This window comes from Pseudomonas fluorescens, assembly GCF_900636825.1.
GTDB lineage: Bacteria > Pseudomonadota > Gammaproteobacteria > Pseudomonadales > Pseudomonadaceae > Aquipseudomonas > Aquipseudomonas fluorescens_BG.
In genome coordinates this window covers 5,782,950-5,805,695 of the sequence record NZ_LR134318.1, presented here as the reverse complement: position 1 = coordinate 5,805,695, position 22,746 = coordinate 5,782,950, and the positions used below count along the sequence as shown (strand labels likewise).

21 protein-coding genes are annotated in these 22,746 nt (G+C 58.5%); 6 read left to right on the top strand and 15 right to left on the bottom strand.

Annotated elements, in window-relative coordinates; all coding sequences use genetic code 11:
- Positions 1-2: 2 nt before the first annotated feature.
- The 3 genes from EL257_RS26620 to EL257_RS26610 are packed head-to-tail and all read right to left on the bottom strand — an operon-like array spanning position 3 to position 7,161.
- Positions 3-2,717, bottom strand: coding sequence for a putative virulence factor (locus EL257_RS26620; RefSeq protein ID WP_126367620.1), 2,715 nt, complete (start codon positions 2,715-2,717; stop codon positions 3-5).
- Entirely contained in the window at positions 2,714-5,773 is a 3,060-nt protein-coding gene (locus tag EL257_RS26615) for a virulence factor SrfB (protein ID WP_126367618.1), read from the bottom strand. The genes EL257_RS26620 and EL257_RS26615 overlap by 4 nt, the downstream gene beginning before the upstream one ends.
- 17 nt (positions 5,774-5,790) lie before the next feature.
- A complete protein-coding gene (locus EL257_RS26610) occupies positions 5,791-7,161 on the bottom strand; it encodes an SrfA family protein (RefSeq protein ID WP_126367616.1) in 1,371 nt (456 codons plus the stop codon).
- Between the two features lie 268 nt (positions 7,162-7,429).
- Between EL257_RS26610 and EL257_RS26605 the strand changes: the two genes are divergently transcribed.
- A complete protein-coding gene (locus EL257_RS26605; protein ID WP_126367614.1) occupies positions 7,430-8,644 on the top strand; it encodes an aldose 1-epimerase family protein in 1,215 nt (404 codons plus the stop codon).
- On the opposite strand, the gene EL257_RS26600 is transcribed toward EL257_RS26605, so the two are convergent.
- From EL257_RS26600 to EL257_RS26590, 4 genes are all read right to left on the bottom strand, one after another.
- Positions 8,641-10,134, bottom strand: a complete 1,494-nt coding sequence (locus tag EL257_RS26600; protein ID WP_126367612.1) for a YifB family Mg chelatase-like AAA ATPase — start codon at positions 10,132-10,134, stop codon at positions 8,641-8,643. The two genes, EL257_RS26605 and EL257_RS26600, sit on opposite strands and share 4 nt — an antisense overlap.
- Positions 10,135-10,602: 468 nt before the next feature.
- The gene (locus EL257_RS26595; RefSeq protein ID WP_126367610.1) at positions 10,603-12,306 is read right to left on the bottom strand and encodes an anti-phage dCTP deaminase; all 1,704 of its coding nucleotides are present in this window, start codon (positions 12,304-12,306) and stop codon (positions 10,603-10,605) included.
- Positions 12,307-12,342: 36 nt separating this feature from the next.
- Positions 12,343-12,516 carry a hypothetical protein gene (locus tag EL257_RS27825; protein WP_172604524.1) on the bottom strand — a complete coding sequence of 58 codons (174 nt, stop codon included), beginning with the start codon at positions 12,514-12,516 and terminating at the stop codon, positions 12,343-12,345.
- A gap of 345 nt (positions 12,517-12,861) precedes the next feature.
- Positions 12,862-13,068, bottom strand: coding sequence for a hypothetical protein (locus tag EL257_RS26590; RefSeq protein WP_126367608.1), 207 nt, complete (start codon positions 13,066-13,068; stop codon positions 12,862-12,864).
- A 205-nt stretch (positions 13,069-13,273) separates the two neighbouring features.
- Here EL257_RS26590 and EL257_RS26585 point away from each other — a divergent pair, with 205 nt between their 5' ends.
- Positions 13,274-13,543 carry a HigA family addiction module antitoxin gene (locus EL257_RS26585; protein ID WP_126367606.1) on the top strand — a complete coding sequence of 90 codons (270 nt, stop codon included), beginning with the start codon at positions 13,274-13,276 and terminating at the stop codon, positions 13,541-13,543.
- On the opposite strand, the gene EL257_RS26580 is transcribed toward EL257_RS26585, so the two are convergent.
- Together EL257_RS26580 and EL257_RS26570 are read right to left on the bottom strand one after the other, a co-directional pair.
- The gene (locus EL257_RS26580; protein WP_126367604.1) at positions 13,538-14,059 is read right to left on the bottom strand and encodes a Bro-N domain-containing protein; all 522 of its coding nucleotides are present in this window, start codon (positions 14,057-14,059) and stop codon (positions 13,538-13,540) included. The genes EL257_RS26585 and EL257_RS26580 overlap by 6 nt on opposite strands.
- A 364-nt stretch (positions 14,060-14,423) precedes the next feature.
- On the bottom strand, positions 14,424-14,684 hold the full coding sequence (locus EL257_RS26570) for an accessory factor UbiK family protein (RefSeq protein ID WP_126367600.1): 261 nt from the start codon (positions 14,682-14,684) through the stop codon (positions 14,424-14,426).
- Positions 14,685-15,097: 413 nt separating this feature from the next.
- Here EL257_RS26570 and glnK point away from each other — a divergent pair, with 413 nt between their 5' ends.
- From glnK to sutA, 4 genes are all read left to right on the top strand, one after another.
- On the top strand, positions 15,098-15,436 hold the full coding sequence (gene glnK / locus EL257_RS26565) for a P-II family nitrogen regulator (protein ID WP_002555808.1): 339 nt from the start codon (positions 15,098-15,100) through the stop codon (positions 15,434-15,436).
- Positions 15,437-15,476: 40 nt separating this feature from the next.
- Positions 15,477-16,814, top strand: coding sequence for an ammonium transporter (locus tag EL257_RS26560; RefSeq protein WP_126367598.1), 1,338 nt, complete (start codon positions 15,477-15,479; stop codon positions 16,812-16,814).
- 216 nt (positions 16,815-17,030) lie between these two features.
- Complete coding sequence (locus EL257_RS26555) at positions 17,031-17,456, top strand: secondary thiamine-phosphate synthase enzyme YjbQ (protein ID WP_126367596.1); 426 nt, start codon at positions 17,031-17,033, stop codon at positions 17,454-17,456.
- Between the two features lie 101 nt (positions 17,457-17,557).
- A complete protein-coding gene (gene sutA / locus EL257_RS26550; protein WP_016772583.1) occupies positions 17,558-17,884 on the top strand; it encodes a transcriptional regulator SutA in 327 nt (108 codons plus the stop codon).
- Between the two features lie 143 nt (positions 17,885-18,027).
- Here sutA and EL257_RS26545 read toward each other — a convergent pair whose 3' ends face one another.
- The 6 genes from EL257_RS26545 to lptM are packed head-to-tail and all read right to left on the bottom strand — an operon-like array spanning position 18,028 to position 22,628.
- The gene (locus EL257_RS26545) at positions 18,028-18,726 is read right to left on the bottom strand and encodes an HAD family hydrolase (protein ID WP_126367594.1); all 699 of its coding nucleotides are present in this window, start codon (positions 18,724-18,726) and stop codon (positions 18,028-18,030) included.
- Entirely contained in the window at positions 18,723-19,622 is a 900-nt protein-coding gene (xerC, locus tag EL257_RS26540; RefSeq protein ID WP_126367592.1) for a tyrosine recombinase XerC, read from the bottom strand. Before xerC ends, EL257_RS26545 begins: the two co-directional genes overlap by 4 nt.
- Before the next feature lie 2 nt (positions 19,623-19,624).
- Entirely contained in the window at positions 19,625-20,350 is a 726-nt protein-coding gene (locus EL257_RS26535; protein WP_126367590.1) for a DUF484 family protein, read from the bottom strand.
- A 13-nt stretch (positions 20,351-20,363) separates the two neighbouring features.
- Complete coding sequence (dapF, locus tag EL257_RS26530) at positions 20,364-21,194, bottom strand: diaminopimelate epimerase (RefSeq protein WP_110718098.1); 831 nt, start codon at positions 21,192-21,194, stop codon at positions 20,364-20,366.
- Positions 21,195-21,197: 3 nt separating this feature from the next.
- Complete coding sequence (lysA, locus tag EL257_RS26525) at positions 21,198-22,445, bottom strand: diaminopimelate decarboxylase (RefSeq protein WP_126367588.1); 1,248 nt, start codon at positions 22,443-22,445, stop codon at positions 21,198-21,200.
- Between the two features lie 9 nt (positions 22,446-22,454).
- Positions 22,455-22,628, bottom strand: coding sequence for an LPS translocon maturation chaperone LptM (gene lptM, locus EL257_RS26520; protein ID WP_010465096.1), 174 nt, complete (start codon positions 22,626-22,628; stop codon positions 22,455-22,457).
- Positions 22,629-22,746 lie beyond the last annotated feature (118 nt).

The window sequence follows — 22,746 nt, the reverse complement described above, 5'->3', positions numbered from 1 at the left end:
GCTTATCTCGCTGCGAAGGCGGTGAGCACTTGGCCCAGCCGTTCGTTCTGTTCAGGGGTGATTTCGCGACCGGCACCATGGCCGGCGTTGTCCAGCGTGATGTAGGCCAGGCCCGAGAGCCAGTCGCCCAAAAACAGCTGCGCCTGATTCGACGGTTGTGCCGGCAGCACCGGAACTTGCCCCGGGCCGATGTCGGTATAAAACGAAAACAGCGGCGCCTTGGCACCGGCCCGGCTGTTCGGGCGTTCGCTGACCGGTTTCTGGATGTAGCCGAACCAGGAGACGAAATCGCGCAGCACCCGCTGCACCTCGAGCACCTGACGCTCCACCAGTTGATCGCGGCGCGCGCCGCTCTGCGCACGCTTGAGTACGGCGCGACTCAGTTGCCCCGGCAAGTCATGGCGGTAACCGGCGGTGATCAATTCATCCACCACGGCTTCCAGCAGCGCTTTCTCCAGACCGAGCAGGTTGAGCAGACTTTGCCGGGTGGTCAGTTCGCGCAGGTGGGCGATCCAGGCTTTGAAGGCTGCCTTGGCAAAACGGTGTTCATTGCTTTGCAGTTCGGGCGCTGCGCTGCCGATTTTGCTGCTGGCCGGAGCACTGTCCTGACCGAGATCGCCACCGAAGTCGAAATCGAACCCCGCGTCGTTGCCGTACAGGCTCTGGCTAGGCGATGGGCTGACCGGCTCATCGTTGGCAGCCGGTTCGTCATCGGTTTCGTAGACGCCGCTGAGGTACAGGTCACGCACTTCTTCGCTGCGCATGTCGAGCTGATCGATCAACTCGCCGAGCACCGCCGGGCGTCGACCGAGGCCGGACAGAATCATTTGCGCCTGAGCTTTCTTGGCCGCTGCCGCACCGTCGCCGTCGGCGTGATACCAGGTGCTGAGGCCGTGAGTGGTCAGGCCTTCGAGACATTCGTCGAGCTGCTCTCGGATGCGCTGCAACTTGAATTCGATATTCGCCACTTTGGTGAAACTGTTGCTGAAATAACTGATACCACCGTCATCATCTTTCAGCATTTCCACCCAGGCCTTCGCCGGGTTGGCGACGTGCCGGCACACCAGCGCGTTGCTGGCGAAGCTGCTGCCCAGTGCTTCGACGCGGGCTTGATAAGTGCTGTTGAGGCCGGTTTCGGCGCCGCTGGCATCCTGCACGATAAACGCCGCATCCATCCGCGGTTTGCGCACCAGAAAGGTGTTCTGAAACGGCGTGCCGGCCCAGTCGTTCATCCAGCTGAGGCTGCCGAAGCGTTCGAGCATCGTCAGCTTGACCATGCCGTTCCAGCTCTCGTCGTATTGATCGGCGGTCAGGCTCAACGAGTTGGTCACCCGCAGGTCGAGCATGGTCAGCGCCCAGATCAGTCCGGTTGCACGCTTGCTGCGCTCGGCGGCATCGGCGCCCTGGGTCTTTTCGATCCAGCGCGTGAGGACCGGGCCGACGTCGTTGACGTCACTCTGTTTGGTCGAACCGGTGCACACCACCAGCGCGTTCATTTCCTGATTATCGGTGTAGCGCTCGAACAGATAGGCGACTTTGCCCCGCAGAATCAATTGCGAGACCGAATTGTCCTTGGTCGCGGATTCCGGGTCGCTGGAGTCGGCGATTTCGTGAAGTTTCTTGCGTCCGCGATAACCCGGGAAGTCGAGCAGGTCGACCTGGTTGACGATCGCGTCGACCGGATCCTCAATCAGCCCGAAGGTCATTTCCGCAGTCAGCGCCGCCAGTTGCGCAACGGGAATGCCCTGACTGTTTTTCAGGCTCCCGGCGACGACAGGGCGAACATCGACCGGCAAATCCGCCGGGCTGCCGAAGCGCTCGAGAATGTCGACGTTCATGATGCTGTCGCGCTGGCTGTAGGTGCCGTTCTCGAACGTCACCAAGGCTTTCAGCGGTGCGAACACGGTTTCGGGCAGGCCAAGCTTGTGCAGCGCGCCGGCCAGTTGCTGATACATCCGGGTCAGCTCGCGCTGCTCGCCCCAGAGAATGGCAAACAGTTCGGCACGTTCCTGATAGTTCAGGCGTGGAGCCAGTTGCAGCGCTTTCGGCCAGTACAGGTGTTCGAGTTTCTTCACCGAATTACGGAAGTTGTCGCGCAGGTAATCCCATAGCGATACCAGATCGTCGGCGTTGACCCCCGGTTGCAGCGGCCCGTTCTCACGGCCTTCGAAGGGCTTCAGGACGCGCTGGATGCGTTCTTCGTCGATCTCATAGGAAATCCGCTCAAGGTCAAAGTCCTTGAACCAGGAGTTGGCGAGAATCTTCGCCAGCTCGATTTCCTTGAACAGCGTCAGCTCCACCGGGAACTGTGGATCCTGGCTCGGCGTGGCGCGACGGCTGAAGCGCGTCACCAGACCGGTGGCTTCCTTGCCACCCCCAACCGGGTTGATGTGGCGGATGAAGTCCAGGCGCTGGCCGCCGTAGTCTGTTTCCAGTTTGCCGTTCTGACCGGCAGCCAAAGCGGAAATCAGATAGGACTTGCCGGCCTGGGACAAACCGAAAAAGCCGATGGTCATCGGCGTGCAGGCCACGCGACCGAGGCTGTGAGCCAGGTTGCGGGCGCGATGCAGGCGAATGTTCAGGTTGTCGGCTTCGCTGTCCAGGCGCGGCGCGTTGACGCGCGTCTGTTCAATCCAGTCCAGTGCCTGACCGGCACCTTCGTAAACCGCAGCCCACCGGGCGGAAAGCTGGCGTTGATCGGGGGTCAGGTCGTTCATTTGCGTTTCACACTTCCACTGTCGAGCCAGTACTTGGTCTCGCTCAGGCCGGCATCGAGCATGGTATTGAGTTCGAGCTCGAGGTCGCTGCGCGGGTTGAAGCTGACGTTGTTGCTGTTGGATTCGATGGCGCGCACCGTGAGGCGGTCGCTGACCAGATCCTGTTTTTTCGTGTATTGGTCGGCGGTCTTCACTTCGAAGCGCACCTTAAGCAACGGCGCACTGCCGTTTTCACCGACGGCGCGCGAGAACTTTTCCCGCCCGGCCTTGGTGAAACGCAAGGTGTACAGCGGCGAGGCCGACCAACGCTCGGCGGCCAACTGGCGGAAGCCCAGACGCAGGTCGCCGCGCATTTCCAGCTGCGGCGTGTCGGCATCGTCACCGACGCCGATTTCCGGCAACTTGATCTTGTAGTCTTCGGACTGAATGTCGCGATACAGCACGTCGGCATCCTTGATCACGTTGTTCAGATCGATCACGCCGATGTGCTTGACCGTCGAATACGGTTTCAGCGCCGAAGAGCGGAAATAGAAGTTCGGCACGCTGTGGTTGGCGCACAACAGGCACAGCATGGCGCCGACCGATGCGGTACTTTTCGGGTCGTCGATACGGCCGTTCTTGTGGAACGGATACCAGCCGCCGGTGCGGTAATTCTGCAACGCCAGAATGCGACCCGGTGGCAGTGGCAGAACCTTGCGGATAAACGCCTGGATACCCGGCAGGCGCGAAGGCCGGCCGGTCAGCAGCAGGACGTCGCATGGGTATTGCGCGACCACTTCACACAGGGCACCGAGAATCTTGGTGATGTTGATCTGGTCGTTGAGGAATGCCGCGTGCAGTTTTTGCAGATCGAAGCTGATCTGCGCCTCGTACAGATCGAATTGGCTCTGCCCACCGACATCGCGGCGCACCGCAGCGTTGACGTATTCGAGCACGGTCTGGCTGATCGCCTGGTCGCCGAGCAGTTGGCGATAGCTTTGCGGCGTGGCTTCCTGCGGCACTTGCGGATCGTAGTGCTCGTAAGCCTTGAGCAGCGCCAGGCCGAGTGGCGAGAATACTTGCAGGTTCAATTGCTGGCGCAGAATCACGTCCTGGGCGCTGACCGATTCATCGCCACAAAGGCGTGACATCAGCGAGTCCGGCGCTTTCACTCCGGCGATCTGCAGGGCTTTTTCGAAGCTCGGCAGAATGAAGTCCTGAATCACGTCGAGCAAAATATCGTCGCCGGCCACTTTGAAACCGTCGCGGAAACGCTGCTCAGGGACGATGTGCACGTTGCTGCCGCTGCCGGTATTGCCCGCGCGGTCGAGACGGTAATCGGTGATCACCAGGTCGGTGGTGCCGCCGCCGATGTCGATGGTCGCCAGGGTGATGCGTTCGCGGTCGGTCTTGTCAGGGCGGGCAATGGTGTCGAAGAACTCTTCCGGGTGGCCGGCAAAGTTCTCGTTGACCTCGGTGTACAGATAGACCAACTGGCCGCAGGAGGCTTCGTCCCACTCGACGCGAATGCTCGGGATCGGCGTGCGTGGGCTGACGCCTTCTTTCTGATGCGGATCCTCTTCGCCGGCATGCCAGCCGAGGCTTTTCCACACCAGACCGATGGCTTGCAGCATGCGCTCGTTGAGAATGCTGCGCTCGGCCTGAGGCATCCCCGGCGGCACGGTCAGGGTGATGCTGTTGAGCTGGCGTGGTGAGCGCGTGTGACCCTGGCGCGAGCGCTGGGCCGGGCTGTTGATTTGCGACAGCGCTTGCGCCAGCACTTCGGCGAGCATGAAAGTCATCAGCGAACTGCGCGAGTAACGCGGCATGAACACCGGCAAACGGTCATCTTCGTCGAGGCTGTAAAGCGCCTCGCCGGTTTCGTTGATCAGGTGAGAAAACGGCGCGGCGGTGGCGTAGGGCTCGTTATCGGTTTTCACGTACGAGCAGTTGAATCGCCAGCCCGGCGCGTAAGCCTTCTCGTCCCACAGATAGCGTTTCGGACTCGACAGCCCGGTTGAACCTTCGGTGCCGCGACGACGGCTGGCGAGGCGTCCGGCCTCATTGCCGACCCGAGCGATCGTTGCCCACTGGAACGCATCGTGGCGACCGCTTTTGACCGAGCAGTGATCCTTGCCGAAGTTCGCCTGGGCGAATTCCACACGGCTCTCGAACGGCTGATTGTAGGTGTGCTCGGGGGTGATCAGGTCGCGCAGTTCCAGCACGTAGTTGTGCTTGAGTCCGGAGCCAGCCTGGCCGTGGTTTTCAATAAGGATGCCGCATGTGCGCGAGTTGCCGACGTCGAGAACCAGGTCAACCAGGATCGGTTGACCGTTGGCGTCATTTGCAACCACTTTGAGTTCGGGAATGTCGACTTTCGGCCGGGTGGTCGACTGCATGGCGGTGGACGGCTTGCCAAGCAGGCTCAGGACGTTGAGGTAATGCGCCAGGTGATGATTGGCGCGGATGTCGATGTCGAGTTCTTCACGCGAACGATGGCTGTTGCCCTCGTTGAACAGTTCCAGCAGCCATTCATTGACCCACGGCTGGGCGAGGAACCAGCGGGTTTCGCTGGCCTTGGTTGCCAGTTTGAAAGACACACCGGAGCTGATGTCCTCCTCGTTTGGCGCCAGGTAGGCCGTACCGTCACGCTTGGGCATCACGCGGCTGTCGAAGGCCATGGTCAGGCGATGGGTGTTGCCATCGATGTCTGGCGCGGCGAGTTTCACCAGACGCATGCGCGACCAGTTGCTCGGACCCTCGTCAAAACGGTGTGGCGGCATGAAGCGAAAAAACGGAATCGGCAGCCAGACGCCGTTGAGCAGGTCGAGGCTGCTTTTCATGTCGAGGCTGAACGCCGGCTTGGCTTTCTCGATCTTTTCCGGCTCGGGCTCGTAGAAGTAGAAGTCTTTCTCTTCGTTGTACATCAACCGGCACACCAGCCCGCTGATCATCGGGGCGAACTCACCCGCCGGTTCCTTGCGGGGATCCAGGCGCAAGGCAAAATCCATGAACTGGATGCCGGTATCGCTGACGAGCGTGACGGTGTCTTCGAACTGGGTGACTTCAGGCAACATTTTGCGTTATTCCGTGCTTATTCGCCCATTTGCCGCATGGACATGGGGAATTGATCTTTGCCATAACCACCGGTGCAGTCGGCGACGCTGGTCGCTCCCTTGCGGCAGTTGACCTTGGGCATGTCGTAGGTGCTGCCATCGCCGCAAACGGCCTGGCCCTGACTGTCGATGGCGAGGCTGCCGCCCTTCATCGAGGCGGCAACCGGGCCGCTGCATTTCGAGCCGTCGGCCTGATGCACGGTCACTTCGCCCTTGCCGTCCTTGAACTGGTATTCCAGACGCAGCGGCTTGCCGGTCCGGCGGTCCTGGATGCCGGCGCCCGCGCGATATTGGCCATCAAGGAAATCGGCGGCACCGTCAGCCGCGTTCGGCGGAATGCTCAGAGCCGGGCCTGCTTTTGCGGCGGCGGCAGCCTTGTCTGCGTCAGCCGGGGCCGGTGCCGGGGCAGGTGGCGCACTCGGGTTTTCCGCGGCATTGGCAGGTGTTTCGAGAGCCGGGTCTTGAGTCACCCCTGCGTTCTCGGCGACGGCTTCGTTGCCGTCGGGTGCCGGGACTTCCGCGCCTTGTGTGCCGAGCACGGCTGCGCCGGTGTCGACGCCAGCGCCAGTGCCGGTGACCGGAACGCCATTGACCGTTGCAGCGGTGCCGACGGGCAGCGGTTCAACCTGTCTTTCCACCGGCACGACACCCGCTGGCAGCAAGTCGACGGCGACGAGTGGAATCGGCACGCAGCCGCGCAACCCGAGCAGCAGCCACAAAAGCAACAGCAGCAATGGAAGCAGCAACAGCCACCACCACCAGCGCCGCCACCAAGGACGCGTCACGACAGGAACCACTGGCGCGATTGGCGCCGCTGCGGGTGCTGGCGTTTCTGGAGGCAAGGTGAAAACCGGAGGAACTTGATACAGGCAGTGCAGCGGGTCGCGATTGCGATCGGCGCCGGCGTGCTCGAAACCCCAGAAGGTCAGCACGGGTTTGCCTTGCACCAGGTAGACGAAGTTTTCGTCAGGGAAATGAATGACGCGCTTGAGCAACTTGCCAAACACGGCTTTGTCGCCTTGCTGCGGTTCGTCCGAATCGGAACCGAGGAAACGCTGGCTCAATTCTTCGAGGGCGGTCTTCAGCGCTTCCAGTTGACGACGCGCAGGCGCGCGCTCTTCTTCGGTGGCGCTGCTCCACGGGATCACGTCACCATCGAGACCGCTGTACCAGTCGATTTGATTGCCGAGTTCATCGCTTTGAGGGATGGCCAAGTGATCAACCAGCTCGGGGTTCTTGCGGCGAATCGCTTCGCGCAATTGCAGGGCCGCTCGGTAAACCGGTTGGCCTGTTTCGCCCAAGGCAGTGAATGACCCGCTCTTACCGCTGCGTAGTAGTGCCCCGCGCATCCATACTCCATATGTTCCGTTGCGCAAATGCCAGGCGGAAATGCCTGCGCTTGCTCCTGCATTTAGCTGGCGACCTTAATGTCATTATGATGTCGCCGTCAATCAGCCGTTAGGCCAAAACCGAACGAGGCTAGCTGAAGATTGCGAGCCTTGCTCGATATTAATGCGTCGCTTACCGAGGAGTGCTTTGGACGAGAAGTTTTTGCACTTGCTGAAACGTTTCATCAGCGCTATAAAAAACTTACAAATCCAATAAAAGGCACGTTCCATGACTTCGCTCAAACTCGCTGTTGCCCTCGCCACGATGGCGGCGGCTTCTCAGGCCATGGCTTGGGATTACGTCCTGCTCGACACTGACAAGCCTGCGCAAAACTGGACGGTTACCAGTGAGCGATTGGGCATCAAAACCGACAAACCTTTCTCTGTGACCCTGCGCACCCTGCATGGCGGTCGGCAGGAGGGTGTGAGCATTGTCGACATCGATAACGGCACGATGAAACTCTCGGTCGTCCCGACCCGCGGCATGAATGTCCTGCAGGCCAAGGTTGGGGATGTGCGCATGGGCTGGGATTCGCCGGTCAAGGAAGTGGTCAATCCGGCCTTTATCGAGCTCAATGGCCGTGGGGGGCTGGGTTGGCTGGAAGGCTTCAACGAACTGGTGACCCGCTGCGGTTATGAGTGGGTTGGCCATCCGGGCATGGACAATGGCGAATTGCTGACCCTGCACGGTCGCGCGGCGAACATTCCCGCGAACAAAGTCAGCCTGCACATCGACGAAAAACCGCCCTACGCCATTACTTTGCGTGGCGAGTTGAAAGAGCAGGCGTTCAAAAAAGTCGATTTCTCCGTGGCCACCGAGCTGCTCACTGTGCCGGGCAGTACATCTTTCGCGCTTAACGATACGTTGACCAACAACGGTGACTATCCGAAGGAATATCAGGCGCTGTATCACAGCAACTTCAGTACGCCTTTTCTCGGAGAGGGCGCCCGGTTTGCCGCGCCCGTCAAGCAGGTGTCGCCGTTCAACGACAAGGCCAAAGGCGACCTGGCCGACTGGCAGACCTATCGCGGGCCGACCAAGGATTACGACGAAACGGTTTATAACGTCGTGCCCTATGCGGATGCCAAGGGGCAGACTCTGACCGTTCTGCATAACAAGGCGGGCAGCCTGGGCGTTTCTGTCGGCTTCAACACTCAACAGTTGCCGGTATTTTCCCTGTGGAAAAACACCGATACCCAAGGGCAGGGCTACGTTACAGGGCTTGAGCCCGGCACCAGTTTTTCCTACAACCGTCGCTATCAACGGCCGCTGAACCTGGTGCCGACCATCGCGCCGAAAGCCAGCCAGCAGTTTCAGATCAGCTATAGCCTGCTCGCGGACAAAGGTGCTGTTGATAACGCCTTGAAGCGTGTGACCGAAATTCAGGCCGGACGCGACACCGACGTGCGGCAGACGCCGCTGGTTGATCTGACTGAGCATTAAGGTGTCGCTGGCCGGTATTGCAGCGCTTCGGCCAAGTGTTCGCGTTTGATTGCATCGACTTGCTCAAGGTCTGCCAGTGTCCGGGCGACCTTGAGCAGGCGATGAGCCGAGCGCAGCGAAAGCGTTAATCGCTCACAGGCCGACTCGAGCCAGGCTTCGTCGGCTGTGGATAACTTGCAGTGCCGCTTCAACCCCGGCAGATCGAGAAACGCATTGGCACAGCCCTGACGCTTCTGCTGTCGTTCGCGTGCCTCGGCCACTAATGCTGCGGCGCTGGCGCTATCCTCTCCCGGCTTCACCTGCGGGTTCAACGCCGTCGCTTCCCGCGCCACCGTCAGGTGCAAATCGATCCGATCCAGTAACGGTCCAGACAGCTTGTTGCGATAGCGCTGGACCATGTCCGGTGTGCATGAGCATTTGCCGCTTGGCTCGCCAAGATATCCACAGGGACACGGATTCATCGCCGCCACCAATTGAAACCGCGCGGGAAAGCGCACCCGGTCCTTGGCTCGGGCGATCACGATATGCCCGGACTCCAATGGCTCGCGCAGAACCTCCAAAACTTTGCGATCGAACTCCGGCAACTCATCAAGAAACAGTACGCCATGATGAGCGAGCGTTATTTCGCCGGGTTGCGGTTTCGAACTGCCGCCGACCAGCGCCGGCCCGGACGCGGAATGGTGCGGTTGGCGAAACGGCCGCTGCGGCCAGTGGGTGAGGGGCACGCCGCTGGCGACTGACTGAATCGCTGCCACTTCCAGCGCTTCGCACTCGGACAACGGCGGCAGCAATCCGGGCAAGCGGCTGGCCAATAAAGTCTTACCGGTACCGGGCGGCCCGCTGAACAGCAGGTTATGCGCCCCCGCAGCCGCGACCAGCAGCGCGCGCTTGGCGGCAATCTGCCCTTGCACCTCATTGAGATCGGGATAGGGTCGGGCGGCATGCATCAGCCCGTCCGATATGTAAGGTTCGACCGGGGTGTGCCCATTGAAATGCGCCACGGCTTCAAGCAGATGATCCACCGCAAACACCTTCAACCCCGAAGCCAGGCAGGCCTCTTCGGCATTCGCCCGCGGCACCACCAGCGCCCGCCCGGCCTTGCGCGCTGCGAGAGCCGCTGGCAACACCCCGCGCACCGGCCGAACCGCGCCGGACAACGCCAACTCGCCGAGGCACTCCACATCATCCAGCGTAAGACAAGGCACCTGCACACTCGCCGACAGAATCCCCAAGGCAATCGCCAGATCAAACCGCCCGCCATCCTTGGGCAGATCCGCCGGCGCCAGATTCAAAGTGATCCGCCGCGCCGGAAACTGCAGCCCGGAATTGATGATCGCACTGCGCACGCGATCCTTGCTCTCTTTCACCGCCGCCTCGGGCAGGCCGACCATGGTCAGCGACGGCAGACCGTTGGCGAGATGAACTTCGACGGTGACGGCGGGAGCATCCACGCCAATCTGGGCGCGACTGTGGACGATGGAGAGGGACATGGTCGTTCCTTGAGCTGAATCGGGGGCCGCTTCCTGCGGGTTTTTGAAGGGTAGCCGACAAAAAATGAGTCGATTGCTCATAGTTTTGCAAAATTTATCAGGGACCTAATCGTGGGTACGCTATATCGTTTTTTATGAGGCCTTTGGGTCGTCGAATGGATGCTAACTAATTCACATTGCTTGAGAAAAATAGCAGGTGCTAAGTCTAATAATTGAATAATTAATATTACTGGAAGTGCGCTTATGCATTTCAGTGATGCGGGTAGCGTCTGTAATTTGGATATATGACAAGCTTTGAGAAAAATACGAGAAGCGTAATGTTTGATGTTAAATAGTTCGAAAATGCTTATAAAAGCCGATAGGGTCAAAAGGGCCGATAGGGAATCAGTATTCGATATTAATAGGGGAATTTAGCAGTGGGGCGTTAAGATTTTATTATGTGAAAGCCCCGCTTTATGCAAGGCTTTTTTATGCTGCTGGTTCAGGTTCTGGGGGCAAAGGTGATGTTGGTTGGGGTCCATTGGCCGATTGATGTCCTGATGGGAAAGTAGTCGACGGTCCGCCAAGGCCACTCGGCGTTGTTGTATTCTGCCGAATACTTCCAGGAGCTGGCGGAGGCGGTGGAGTAAATGCGCCAACCTTGCTCAGTAGATCTTGAACAACCTTTCCTTCGATAGTCTGATATGGATCAAGGTACTGAGTTCCGATGTGCATTGCATCCGTTTTAATAATATCAATGGCCTGGCCAGTTTTATCCTTTTTATCGCCTCTAGACATGAAGAATGCGGAGTATTTGCTGGGAGGTACTCCAGAAAACGTTTCGAATAACGTCTTGTCCGGAGTCCAAGCATCTGTAGTAATGGCGTCTTCATGTAAGTCAAGTGCAAGACTTTTTTCATACGGTTCAATGTAGACGACCCGCTTGATCCCAGCGGCAATGATATGTCGAGCACAGTTGTGACAAGGAAATGTCGTTGTGTATAGGACGCAGGAGTCGGTTGAGTTCCCATGAGACCGAGCTAGACCGAGAATCGCCTCCATCTCTGCGTGAATGGCGCGAGAGAACTCTATGATTGACCCCGCTCGTGTTTCTTTTTGGATCAGACGAGCAAGATCATCTTTTGTTTCTTGAGTAACTGCAACTTTCTTGCTAACGATATTCACAATGTCTTCAATCAGATGTGACTTGTGTATGTCGTTGTAGCATTTTCCACCGTGGTATATGCATCGTTGGTCATTTGAGCTATCTGAGGTGTAAAGTCCACCTCCAAATTTTGGAACATCGTTCCAACCAAGCGAAATAACATTTCCCTCTTTGTTGACAATGGCAGCACCAACTTGTCTGCTTAGACATGCGGATTTTAATGAAGCTGAATAGGCTGCATACATGCCTGATTCATCTATAGTTGGTGTAATGCCATTTTTTCCATGTACTAGTGCAGCAAATCTTTGGCAAGGAGCGGTTAGGTTTGAAACTGAGTCTTGGTTGTTGCGGATGAAGAAGTCCGCAAGCTGCAAAGTTTTTTCTAGTTTCTGTCCGTGAGTTGCATTGAGTTCGTTTCGATCACGGTCAATCAAATATTGTGCTTCGTGCTTAGGGATTCTTTCCGAACGAGTTAGATAGTTGAATCTAATTTTTTCAGGGCTCAATACTCCAATAAGATAGAAGATCTCTCCATAAACAAGCTTGAAAAGTTCTACCTCTTCTGGGTGTTTAAGTTGGTCTATTATATAGACGGTTTTAGGAGCCTTGCCTTCTGGGCCTTTTGCTATAGTACGCTTGACAGCTATTTCTTGCATCGCCAAAGCTGCAAGAATTGGTGAGTCATGCTTCTTTCTAAGCTCATTGCCCAAGTCTTGGAGAGTTGTATACCGCTCCTTGCCAGAGGAAACATCGAGTGAAACGTTTTTCAATTCCGAAGGAAGACCATGGGTCTTAAAGTGTGTCTTGATAATGTTGCTGACTTTTACATGTTCAGTGACATAACCGTATTCTTCGAATTGAAGGCGGATGGATCGTATGACATCGGCTAAATTGCAACCAACGGGTCCGCAGAAGGCGATGACGATCTCATCTGTACGTCGGCCTTCGATTCGTTGGCGTATGCCCATAGAGGACGACTTAGCATCAGCACCTTTAGTAACTCTTTCCTTGGGGGCGGGAGCGGCCATCTTCACATCCTTGAAGAGATTTGAGGGTATTCGGAATTACCAGTCAGCTTTTTGAGCGTTTGCGACAACCACTTCAAGAGCTTTTCTGTATTCCTCGTTGGCCTGCCGTTCCTTGAACTGAGCGAAGCCGATCACATTGGAGCGCCTATCCGAAGCGCCGCTAGCGAGCTTTGTGGATAGTGGCACGGTTGACTCCTCAGTTTTTTTCATCTCGGTTCATCCCCTGTGTGGTGACGGTAAAAGCAGGCGCGCATTCTACAGGCGCATATGCTCAAGTTAAACCTCCGATTGGGGTTTAGCATAGCTCTATTTGCCTTGGCGACAAGCGGTAATACGCCTGCGACGAGCAGCTCTAACACCCTGTCAAATTCAGATGTGTGACTCTGTGTAGCCTCCCACGAATAAGCCAAGTATGACCACAGATGGGAGTTTGCTCGCCAAAAGGAGGCCGATAGTGCACCGCGATAACCTCTGCACTGATTTGGGCGCGGCCATTTGCAAAAGTGAGGTACATGATTGCCCCTCGAAAATTGGAAGCTACCATCCAACCACACGTCATTCACATTGAGTTTTTTTGAAGCGATGTTTGGGAGTACTGCCGCCCCCGGCCAGCCAACCGTCCGGCTCGAGTTCTTTGCCGTACTTGACCGCTATCTCAATAAAGTGGCGTTGACTGGCTGATAAGCCTCCGGCTGGCTGAAGTGCCTCGGTATGATTTTCTACAATTTCCAGCAGCTTTGCCCCTTTCGTTCTGTCCTTCATCTAAACCTCGATTTTTTTGGGTGATGGATGTTCTGGTGTTCAGCGTAATACTAAGAGGAAGAGCCGCGTAATCAGATGTAGACGCTGATTTTCGTAGGGCCATGCCCCAATAGTTGTAGGACGTCGGCGAAAGGCTTTCGAGGGCGTTACCTCCCTGAATCGGTGCTCCAGTTTGGCCGTTCAACGCAGCCTCTGGAGGCGAAAAATGGATCGCAATGGTATGCGCCCGATTCATCCGGGCGAGGTTTTGAATAAGGAATTCATGGAGCCGTTAGGCATGACTGTCATGGATCTGGCGATGCCCACGAACTGGCCCGAAAGTGAGATCGAAAAGCTTGTGAAATGCCAGCTCAGAATCTGCGCCGATCTGGCAATCAGCCTTGCCACTCATCTCGACACTACGCCTGAGTTCTGGATGAATCTCCAATCGACTTACGATTTGCGCAGGACCCAGCTCCGGCATGCGGGTTTATAGCAATTGCAGCATCCGCGAAGCTCTTTTCCACCATGGCCCCGTCATAGGGCGCTTGGTCTGCTCCCGTTCCACCATCATCTGCGGCACATCCTGTAACCGTATCCACGGCTGGTTATTCCAGTGCAACAAACTCAACGTCATGTCCGGCCAACAGAGCAGGCTCAGGTATGGGCGTTCGCTTGTGCTGGGGTGTTGGGCGTCGCGCAGGGTGGGGATGACCTGGTGGGTGAGCCATTCGCGCAGCGCTCGGTATTCGGGGCAGTAGTGGTAGGCAAGCAGGGCGTAGATGCCGGATTCGCTGATCAGCAGCGTGTTTTCGATCTGGTTGTGGATCAGGGTTTTGCGGGTTTGATATTGGTCGGGGTCGAGTTTTCGCAGCATGCGTTCGTTGAGGTAGATGTGCAGCAGGCGGCTCAGGTCTCGGGCGCAGAACCAGGGTTGATTCTGGATGAGGAGGGCGTGTAGGGGGAGTTTGTGGCGGGTGAAGATGCTAGGTGTCAGATAGTTTTCGTCCATGGTTCAGTTCTCGAATTCAAGTGAAGAAAACTGCTTCTGTTCGTCGCCAAGCGAATAGGGTGGCAGCTATGCGCGGGTTGGCGAACCGGTGAATTCGAAACCGGCAGACCCTGAGGTCTCCCACGCAAAGCCGCCATAACTCGTTGAGAGAAAAAACCTCTCTGTGAATTTAGTTGCATTGCGTCAAATTCGATCCAGGTCGCCAAACCCGGTGCTGAACATTCAGCATCGGGTGAGCTTGGAAACCTGGGCTTTTCGGCGCAATCGGACGGCAGTGGTGCAAGTTGTAGGAAGTTGCCGAAAGATTTGAGGGGCTGAGGATCAAAAGATCGCAGCCTTCGGCAGCTCCTACAGGGGGAGCGGATTATTCAGCGGGCGGAGTCAGTTTGGCTTCGAGCTCAGCCACCTTCGCTTCGAGGCTTTCGAGGCGAGCGCGAGTGCGGGCCAGAACGACCATCTGACTATCAAATTCCTCACGGCTGACCAGGTCGAGTTTGCTGAAAGCACTTTGCAGCAGCATCTTGAACTGGCTTTCGATTTCGGCTTTCGGCAGCGGGCTGTCGCCGCTGAAGAGGCGGGAGGCGGTGCCGCTCAGGGCGTCGAGGAAGTCTTTGGGCGCGAGCATGGTGGATGTCCTGTAAACAATGGCCGGCAGTGTATCACGCAGTGTCTATAGTCAATCTCGTGGTCAGGGATGCACGCTTTTCGCGCAGGCGGACGGACGGCGACGCACCGTTGTTGTGCGTATCCGGATGGGGTTTTGCACGGGATGGCGTGCGGCAGCGGCCAACAGATTGAAATCAGTGGTTTTTGGCGAGATGGCAAGGTTTCTGCTTAGTCACCTTCGACCCATGCACTGATGCAGTCGCTGTGACGAATGCAGTGCGGCAGACGGAGCGGGGAGTTTCGTCGGCAGCGGTTAACTGGCGTCAGTCGGGCAGGTACGGCCGACGATGCGTTACAAAGCCAGGCACTGCGCTTAGACTTGAGTCGGGTTTGTTTTCCTGGGGCAAGTCCACCAATTCGGGAGAGAGTTTCATGAAGCTAGTCACTGCCATCATCAAGCCGTTCAAGTTGGACGACGTGCGCGAGTCGCTGTCCGAAATCGGCGTGCAGGGCATTACCGTCACTGAAGTTAAAGGCTTCGGTCGGCAGAAGGGTCACACCGAGCTGTATCGCGGCGCGGAATATGTGGTCGATTTTCTGCCCAAGGTGAAAATCGACGTGGCCATCGACGACAAGGATCTGGATCGGGTTATCGAAGCGATAACCAAGGCGGCCAACACCGGCAAGATCGGTGACGGCAAGATCTTCGTGGTCAATTTGGAACAGGCGATCCGCATCCGTACCGGCGAAACCGATACCGACGCGATTTAAAACCGCCGCCACAAACCCCAACGCCCCAGGAGAAAACAATATGACTCTGCGTAAATTCGCAGGGCTAGGAGCCCTGTTGTCCATCGTAATGCCCAGCCTTGCTATGGCGGCAGACGAAGTGGCGGCCCCAGTCCTCAATTCCGGCGACACTGCCTGGATGCTCACCTCGACAGCCCTCGTGCTGTTCATGACCATTCCTGGCCTGGCGCTGTTCTACGGCGGCATGGTTCGCTCGAAAAACATTCTTTCCGTACTGATGCAGTGCTTCGCCATTACCGGTCTGATCAGCATCCTGTGGGTCATTTATGGCTACAGCATTGCGTTCGACACCACCGGCATGGAGCAGGGCGTCGTCAACTTCAATTCGTTCTTCGGTGGCATGGGCAAGGCGTTCCTCGCCGGTGTCACGCCTTCGAGCATTACCGGCCCGGCTGCGCTGTTCCCTGAGGCGGTGTTCATCACCTTCCAGATGACTTTCGCGATCATCACTCCGGCGCTGATCGTCGGTGCGTTCGCCGAGCGGATGAAATTCTCCGCAATGCTGATCTTCATGGGCGTCTGGTTCACTCTGGTTTATGCACCGATCGCACACATGGTCTGGTCCGGCAACGGCGGCCTGATGTGGGATTGGGGCGTGCTCGACTTCGCGGGCGGCACCGTGGTGCACATCAACGCCGGTATCGCCGGTCTGGTGGCATGCCTGGTGTTGGGCAAGCGCAAAGGCTTCCCGACCACGCCGATGGCACCGCACAACCTCGGTTACACACTGATGGGCGCGGCGATGCTGTGGGTCGGCTGGTTCGGCTTCAACGCTGGTTCCGCTGCCGCCGCCAACGGCACCGCCGGCATGGCGATGCTGGTGACTCAGATTGCAACTGCCGCTGCCGCACTGGGCTGGATGTTTGCCGAGTGGGTCACCCATGGCAAGCCAAGCGCACTGGGTATCGCTTCGGGTGTGGTCGCCGGTCTGGTGGCGATCACTCCGGCCGCTGGCACCGTTGGCCCGATGGGCGCACTGGTGATCGGCCTGGCTGCCGGTGTGGTGTGCTTCTTCTGCGCTACCACCCTGAAACGCAAACTCGGTTATGACGATTCCCTGGATGCCTTCGGCGTGCACGGCATCGGCGGTATCCTCGGCGCGATCCTCACCGGCGTTTTCGCAGCGCCGGCGCTGGGCGGCTTCGGCACCGTCACCGATATCGGTGCGCAAGTCTGGATTCAAATCAAAGGCGTCGGCTTCACGGTGATCTACACCGCGATCGTCACGTTCATCATCCTCAAGGTACTGGACGCCGTCATGGGTCTGCGCGTAACCGAGGAAGAAGAGTCGGTTGGCCTCGATCTGGCACAACACAACGAGCGCGGTTACAACCTGTAAAGCACGCGCAAGAAAAAAATTGCCCGGTTCGCCGGGCATTTTTTTGTCCGGGATTTGTCATTGAGAGAGCAGCTGAAAGGATTTTTCGTACGCCTTTAGTCGTGTTTACGACGAGTGTTTTTCTGCCGCCAAACGCTTACATCATTGAGCGAATATTAGGGCCTTTGTTTTTTCCCAGAGCGCGCTAGAATGCGCCCCGAACGTGCGGAGAACGGTATGTGGCAACAGACTCTGATAACCCTGCGGGCAAGGCCCCGGGGCTTTCATCTGGTAACGGACGAGTTACTCGCCGGCCTGCCTGAACTCGGCAAGTGCCGGGTTGGTCTGTTGCATTTGTGGCTGCAGCATACCTCGGCGTCGTTGACCATCAACGAGAACGCCGATCCGGCGGTACGTCGCGACTTCGAACGATTTTTCAATCGTCTGATCCCACAAGGAACAGACGGCTATGAGCATAACGACGAAGGCCTGGACGACCTCCCGGCGCACTTCAAGGCCAGCGTGCTGGGTTGTCAGATCAGCCTGCCGGTTGCGGCAGGTCGTTTGGCGCTCGGGACCTGGCAAGGCGTTTATCTGGGCGAGCACCGTGATCATGGCGGTGCGCGAAAAGTCCTCGCCACCTTGCACGGTGAAGAGGCATGAGCCGCTGATCAACAGCGGTGGAAGATTTTTCAACGGCGGCTTCGACAGTCGCCAAAGCTGGTCTATAACTAATCTGCTTTTGGCAAGTCATGAGGTAGAACATGAGCGACGATGATCTGGAAAACGACGACCTCGAAGTAGGCGACGAAGACGAGGCCGAGGAAGGCCTGGAAGCGGCAGCGGAAGACGTTGCCGAGGACGATGGCGGTGACGATACGCCGGCCCCGGCTGCCAAAGGCAAAGCCAAGGCTGCAGTGTCGGTAGATGAATTGCCGAGCATCGAAGCCAAGAACAAGGAGCGCGACGCCCTGGCCAAGGCCATGGAAGAATTCCTTGCGCGCGGCGGCAAGGTGCAGGAAGTGGAGGCCAATGTGGTCGCCGATCCGCCCAAGAAGCCGGACAACAAGTACGGCAGCCGCCCTATCTGAGGCGTGCCGCTTGCTTGCTGAAAGAGCCCGCCGTCGCTGCGGGCTTTTTCATGGGTGATGAAAAGATCAAAAGATCGCAGCCTTCGGCAGCTCCTACATTGGAATGCGTTTCCCTGTAGGAGCTGCCGAAGGCTGCGATCTTTTCAGCGGTTCCAGCGGGCGAGCACCGCTGGCAATTCCGTCAGGCTGCGAATCTCGGCATCCGGCAAGCGATCAGCTTCCCAGGCTTTGCCCGCCGGATTGAACCACACCGCCCGCAATCCGGCCTGCTGCGCCCCGGCGATGTCATCACCGGGATGATCGCCGATATGCACGGCAGTTTCGGCCGTCGCGCCGCCGCGCTGCAAGGCTTCGTGAAACAGCCGCGCATCCGGTTTGGCGATGCCGATATCTTCCGCGCACAGCGCAAACTTGAAGTAATCCGCGAGGCCTAACCGCCGCACATCGGCATTGCCATTGGTGACCACGCCAAGCGCGTAGTGATTGGCAAGAAGCTCCAGCACCGGCTCGACCTCGGGAAACACTTCGATCTGATGCCGCGCATGCAGGAACACTTCGAAACCCTTGTCGGCCAGTTCCGACGCCTCGTCATGGGCATATCCGGCGTCTTCCATAGCATGGAACAAGACCCGCCGACGCAGTGCGCTGATGCGATGCTTCAGCCCCGGCTCGCGGGCCAGCACACGTTCGCGAATTGCCCACAGATGTTCCACCGGCACCGCGCCCAGCGTCGGCGCATGTTCGCTCAGCCATTCGCGCAAAACGGTTTCGGCGCTGGCGATCACCGGTGCCGTGTCCCACAAGGTGTCGTCGAGGTCGAAGGTGATCAACTGAATGCTCATGAATCATCGCCTTTCATGCGTTTGGCCCGAGGATGGGCGCTATCGTAGACCGCCGCCAGGTGCTGGAAGTCCAGATGGGTGTAGATCTGCGTGGTCTTGATGTCGGAATGACCGAGCAACTCCTGTACCGCGCGCAGATCCTGCGAGGATTCCAGCAGATGACTGGCGAAGGAGTGTCGCAACATGTGCGGGTGCAGGTTCTGTCCCAGTTCGCGCTCGCCGGCGAGTTTGACCCGCACCTGAATCGCGCGTGGACCGAGACGCCGACCTTGCTGGCTGACGAACACGGCGTCATCCGCCGGGTTGGTCATGGCACGCAACGGCAGCCATTGTTCGAGCGCGTCCCGAGCTTTTTTGCCTACCGGCAACAGACGTGTCTTGCTGCCCTTGCCGAGTACCTGAACCATGCCGTCGGCCAGATCGAGCTGATCGAGGTTGAGCCCGGTTAGCTCGGACAAGCGCAAACCTGAGGAATAAAACAACTCGAGGATGGCCTGATCGCGCCGCGCGAGGAAATCGTCCTCGACCGCACCTTCAAGCAGTTGCAGCGCACGGTCGGTATCCAGGGTTTTCGGCAGGCGGCGTTCGCCTTTCGGTGGCGCCAGACCGGTGGCCGGATCGTGGTCGCAGAGACCTTCACGATTCAGATAATGATAGAGCCCGCGGACTGCCGAAAGCAGTCGGGCGAGGCTGCGTGACGACTGGCCCTGCGCATGCAGGCGCGCGACCAGGCTGCGCAGGCGCTGGATATCCAGCGCCGCCCAACTGCCGATGTTCTGTTTGACGCACCAGCTGAGCACTTTGTCGAGGTCGCGGCGATAGGCCGACAGCGTATGCGGCGACACCTGCCGCTCACTGCGCAGGTGTTCGCAGTAAGCGTCCAGTTGCCGTTCCATATTCAGCGTACCGAGCGCAGGGAACTGTTGACCCGTGGCAGCACGCGGCCCATGACTTCGGCGATGTAACTGAGGAACAGAGTGCCGACCGAACTCTTGTAGTGCTGCGGATCACGGCTGGCGATCGCCAGAATTCCGTGGATGCCTTGATGGCTGACAGCAACCACGGCGGTGGAGCCGATCTGCTTACGCTGTTCTTCACCGAAGAGGAAGTCCAGTTCATGCTCGCGCAGGCTGCCGCTGACGCTCTTGCCTTCGGTGAGCAAGCCACCGATGGCGACCTGGGCGTCGGCGTGGGTCACCCAGCGGCCAACCGGCGCCGGGTTGTCACCGAGCAAAATCAGGCTGACGAAAGGCACCTGGAAATCCTGACGCAGACTGTCTTCGACGCTGATCACCACGTCTTCCAGGCTGCTGGCGTCCATCAAGGCGAGAATCAGGCGGCGAGTCTTCTCGAACAGGCGATCGTTGTCACGGGCGACGTCCATCAAATGCGAAAGGCGATGACGCATCTCGATGTTGCGGTCGCGCAGGATGGTCATCTGCCGCTCGACCAGCGACACGGTATCGCCGCGCTGGTGCGGAATGCGCAGGGCAGGCAGCAGTTCTTCGTGCTCGACGAAAAAGTCCGGATGCGCCTCAAGGTATGCGGCAACCGCTGCCGCCTCCAGGCTCTCGGACGCTGATTCGTCGGACTGTCGGGCGGGTACCTGAGGCTTATCGGTCATGGTTTCTGCTCACTCAAAGACGCACTTGTCCTTCGTATACACGCACTGCCGGTCCGGTCATCAGCACCGGTTGGCCAGGGCCAGCCCATTCAATGGACAGACGCCCGCCAGGCAGGTCGATCAATAGCGGCGAATCCATCCACCCCTGGCTGATCGCGGCAACCGCTGCGGCACACGCGCCGGTGCCGCAAGCCTGGGTTTCCCCGGCGCCGCGCTCCCACACGCGCAGTTGCGCACGATTGCGGTCGATGACCTGGAGGAAACCGACATTGACCCGCGCCGGGAAGCGCGGATGGTGTTCGATTTTCGGGCCCAGCTCATGCACTGGCGCGCTGTTGATGTCTTGCACGCGCAAGACGGCATGCGGATTGCCCATCGATACCGCGGCCAGTTCCACCGTGGTGCCGTCGACTTCCAGTTGATAGCTGCTGGCCTGCGCCGGCGCATCGAACGGAATATCTGCCGGAACCAGACGCGGCGCGCCCATGTTCACACCGATCTGGCCGTCGTTACGCACGTCCAGTTCGATGATCCCGCCCTTGGTCTCGACGCGGATCTGCCGTTTGGCAGTGAGGCGCTTGTCGAGTACGAAACGGGCAAAGCAGCGCGCACCGTTGCCGCACTGTTCAACTTCCGAGCCATCGGAATTGAAGATCCGATAACGGAAATCCACGTCCGGGTTGCTCGGCGCTTCGACAATCAGCAACTGGTCGAAACCGATGCCGGTATGGCGGTCGCCCCATTGCTTGGCGTGTTTGGGCTGAATATGCGCGTGCTGGCTGACCAGGTCGAGAACCATGAAGTCATTGCCCAGGCCGTGCATTTTGGTAAAACGCAGCAGCATGGGTTACTCCGGCAGCAGGCTTTCGCCGGCAAACAGCTCGGCCACGGTTTCGCGGCGGCGCACTTCAAAAACCTGATCACCGTCTACCAGCACTTCAGCGGCGCGGCCACGGGTGTTGTAGTTGGAACTCATGACGAAGCCATAGGCACCGGCCGAATGCACGGTGAGCAGGTCGCCTTCTTCCAGCGCGAGTTCACGGTCCTTGGCAAGGAAATCACCGGTCTCGCAGATCGGGCCGACGATGTCGTACTTGCGGGCAGCGCTTTCGCGCGGCTTGACTGCGGTGACGTCCATCCATGCCTGATACAGCGCCGGGCGGATCAGATCGTTCATCGCCGCATCGACGATGGCGAAATCCTTGTGTTCGGTGTGCTTGAGGTATTCGACCTGCGTCAGCAAGACGCCGGCATTGGCAACGATGAAGCGGCCCGGTTCGAATACCAGCGCCAGATCACGACCGTTGAGACGCTCGCGCACGGCTTTGATGTAGTCGGCGGCCAATGGCGGCTCTTCATCGCGATAACGCACACCCAGACCACCACCGAGATCGATGTGACGCAGGTGAATGCCGCAGTCGCCGAGGCGATCGACCAGATCCAGCAAACGGTCGAGGGCATCGAGGAACGGCGGCAGCGTGGTCAGTTGCGAACCGATATGGCAGTCGACACCGACCACTTCCAGGTTCGGCAGATGCGCGGCGCGCACATAGACATCTTCGGCGTCAGCGATGGCGATGCCGAACTTGTTTTCCTTGAGGCCGGTGGAAATGTACGGGTGGGTGCCGGCATCGACGTCCGGATTTACCCGCAGCGAAACCGGGGCGCGAACACCCAGCTCGGCGGCGACCACTTGCAGGCGCTCAAGCTCGTCGGTGGATTCGACGTTGAAGCAATGCACGCCGACTTCCAGGGCGCGACGCATGTCGTCTCGGGTCTTGCCGACGCCGGAGAAGACGATCTTGTCAGGGCTGCCGCCAGCGGCGAGCACGCGTTCCAGCTCGCCACGGGATACGATGTCGAAACCGGCGCCGAGACGGGCCAGGACATTCAGTACGCCGAGGTTGGAGTTGGCTTTGACCGCAAAACAGACCAGGTGCGGCATGCCGGCCAGCGCATCGGCGTAGGCCAGATACTGGGCTTCGATGTGCGCGCGCGAATAAACATAAGTGGGCGTGCCGAAGCGATCGGCGATGGCGGACAGCGCCACACCTTCCGCGAACAGTTCCCCGCCACGGTAGTTAAAAGCGTCCATGGCGATCCCTTATTGGTAGACGTCGTGCTTGTGTGCCTTGGATGGCTGCTTTTGCGAGGACTGGGCTTGTTCGGCCGGGTCCTGGCTGTCATCGGGCAGATACAGCGGGCCTTTTTGACCGCAGGCCGAAACCAGGCAGGCAACCGCGACGAGCGCAGCAAGGGAAGAGATCAGGCGCTTCATGGCGAAATCCTTGAAAATGCGTTAATTGCGCCGGAGTATACCGGCCACCCGGCAGCTTGCCTATGCGATGGGGTTCCCGTCCGGCGGGGCTTGCCCGTCAGCATATAGAACCCTGGGG

What these genes read in the sequence shown, in the direction of transcription:
- EL257_RS26620 (WP_126367620.1), bottom strand. Translation starts at nt 2,717, where the DNA reads ATGAACGACCTGACCCCCGATCAACGCCAGCTTTCCGCCCGGTGGGCT.
- EL257_RS26615 (WP_126367618.1), bottom strand. Translation starts at nt 5,773, where the DNA reads ATGTTGCCTGAAGTCACCCAGTTCGAAGACACCGTCACGCTCGTCAGC.
- EL257_RS26610 (WP_126367616.1), bottom strand. Translation starts at nt 7,161, where the DNA reads ATGCGCGGGGCACTACTACGCAGCGGTAAGAGCGGGTCATTCACTGCC.
- EL257_RS26605 (WP_126367614.1), top strand. Translation starts at nt 7,430, where the DNA reads ATGACTTCGCTCAAACTCGCTGTTGCCCTCGCCACGATGGCGGCGGCT.
- EL257_RS26600 (WP_126367612.1), bottom strand. Translation starts at nt 10,134, where the DNA reads ATGTCCCTCTCCATCGTCCACAGTCGCGCCCAGATTGGCGTGGATGCT.
- EL257_RS26595 (WP_126367610.1), bottom strand. Translation starts at nt 12,306, where the DNA reads ATGGCCGCTCCCGCCCCCAAGGAAAGAGTTACTAAAGGTGCTGATGCT.
- EL257_RS27825 (WP_172604524.1), bottom strand. Translation starts at nt 12,516, where the DNA reads ATGAAAAAAACTGAGGAGTCAACCGTGCCACTATCCACAAAGCTCGCT.
- EL257_RS26590 (WP_126367608.1), bottom strand. Translation starts at nt 13,068, where the DNA reads ATGAAGGACAGAACGAAAGGGGCAAAGCTGCTGGAAATTGTAGAAAAT.
- EL257_RS26585 (WP_126367606.1), top strand. Translation starts at nt 13,274, where the DNA reads ATGGATCGCAATGGTATGCGCCCGATTCATCCGGGCGAGGTTTTGAAT.
- EL257_RS26580 (WP_126367604.1), bottom strand. Translation starts at nt 14,059, where the DNA reads ATGGACGAAAACTATCTGACACCTAGCATCTTCACCCGCCACAAACTC.
- EL257_RS26570 (WP_126367600.1), bottom strand. Translation starts at nt 14,684, where the DNA reads ATGCTCGCGCCCAAAGACTTCCTCGACGCCCTGAGCGGCACCGCCTCC.
- glnK (WP_002555808.1), top strand. Translation starts at nt 15,098, where the DNA reads ATGAAGCTAGTCACTGCCATCATCAAGCCGTTCAAGTTGGACGACGTG.
- EL257_RS26560 (WP_126367598.1), top strand. Translation starts at nt 15,477, where the DNA reads ATGACTCTGCGTAAATTCGCAGGGCTAGGAGCCCTGTTGTCCATCGTA.
- EL257_RS26555 (WP_126367596.1), top strand. Translation starts at nt 17,031, where the DNA reads ATGTGGCAACAGACTCTGATAACCCTGCGGGCAAGGCCCCGGGGCTTT.
- sutA (WP_016772583.1), top strand. Translation starts at nt 17,558, where the DNA reads ATGAGCGACGATGATCTGGAAAACGACGACCTCGAAGTAGGCGACGAA.
- EL257_RS26545 (WP_126367594.1), bottom strand. Translation starts at nt 18,726, where the DNA reads ATGAGCATTCAGTTGATCACCTTCGACCTCGACGACACCTTGTGGGAC.
- xerC (WP_126367592.1), bottom strand. Translation starts at nt 19,622, where the DNA reads ATGGAACGGCAACTGGACGCTTACTGCGAACACCTGCGCAGTGAGCGG.
- EL257_RS26535 (WP_126367590.1), bottom strand. Translation starts at nt 20,350, where the DNA reads ATGACCGATAAGCCTCAGGTACCCGCCCGACAGTCCGACGAATCAGCG.
- dapF (WP_110718098.1), bottom strand. Translation starts at nt 21,194, where the DNA reads ATGCTGCTGCGTTTTACCAAAATGCACGGCCTGGGCAATGACTTCATG.
- lysA (WP_126367588.1), bottom strand. Translation starts at nt 22,445, where the DNA reads ATGGACGCTTTTAACTACCGTGGCGGGGAACTGTTCGCGGAAGGTGTG.
- lptM (WP_010465096.1), bottom strand. Translation starts at nt 22,628, where the DNA reads ATGAAGCGCCTGATCTCTTCCCTTGCTGCGCTCGTCGCGGTTGCCTGC.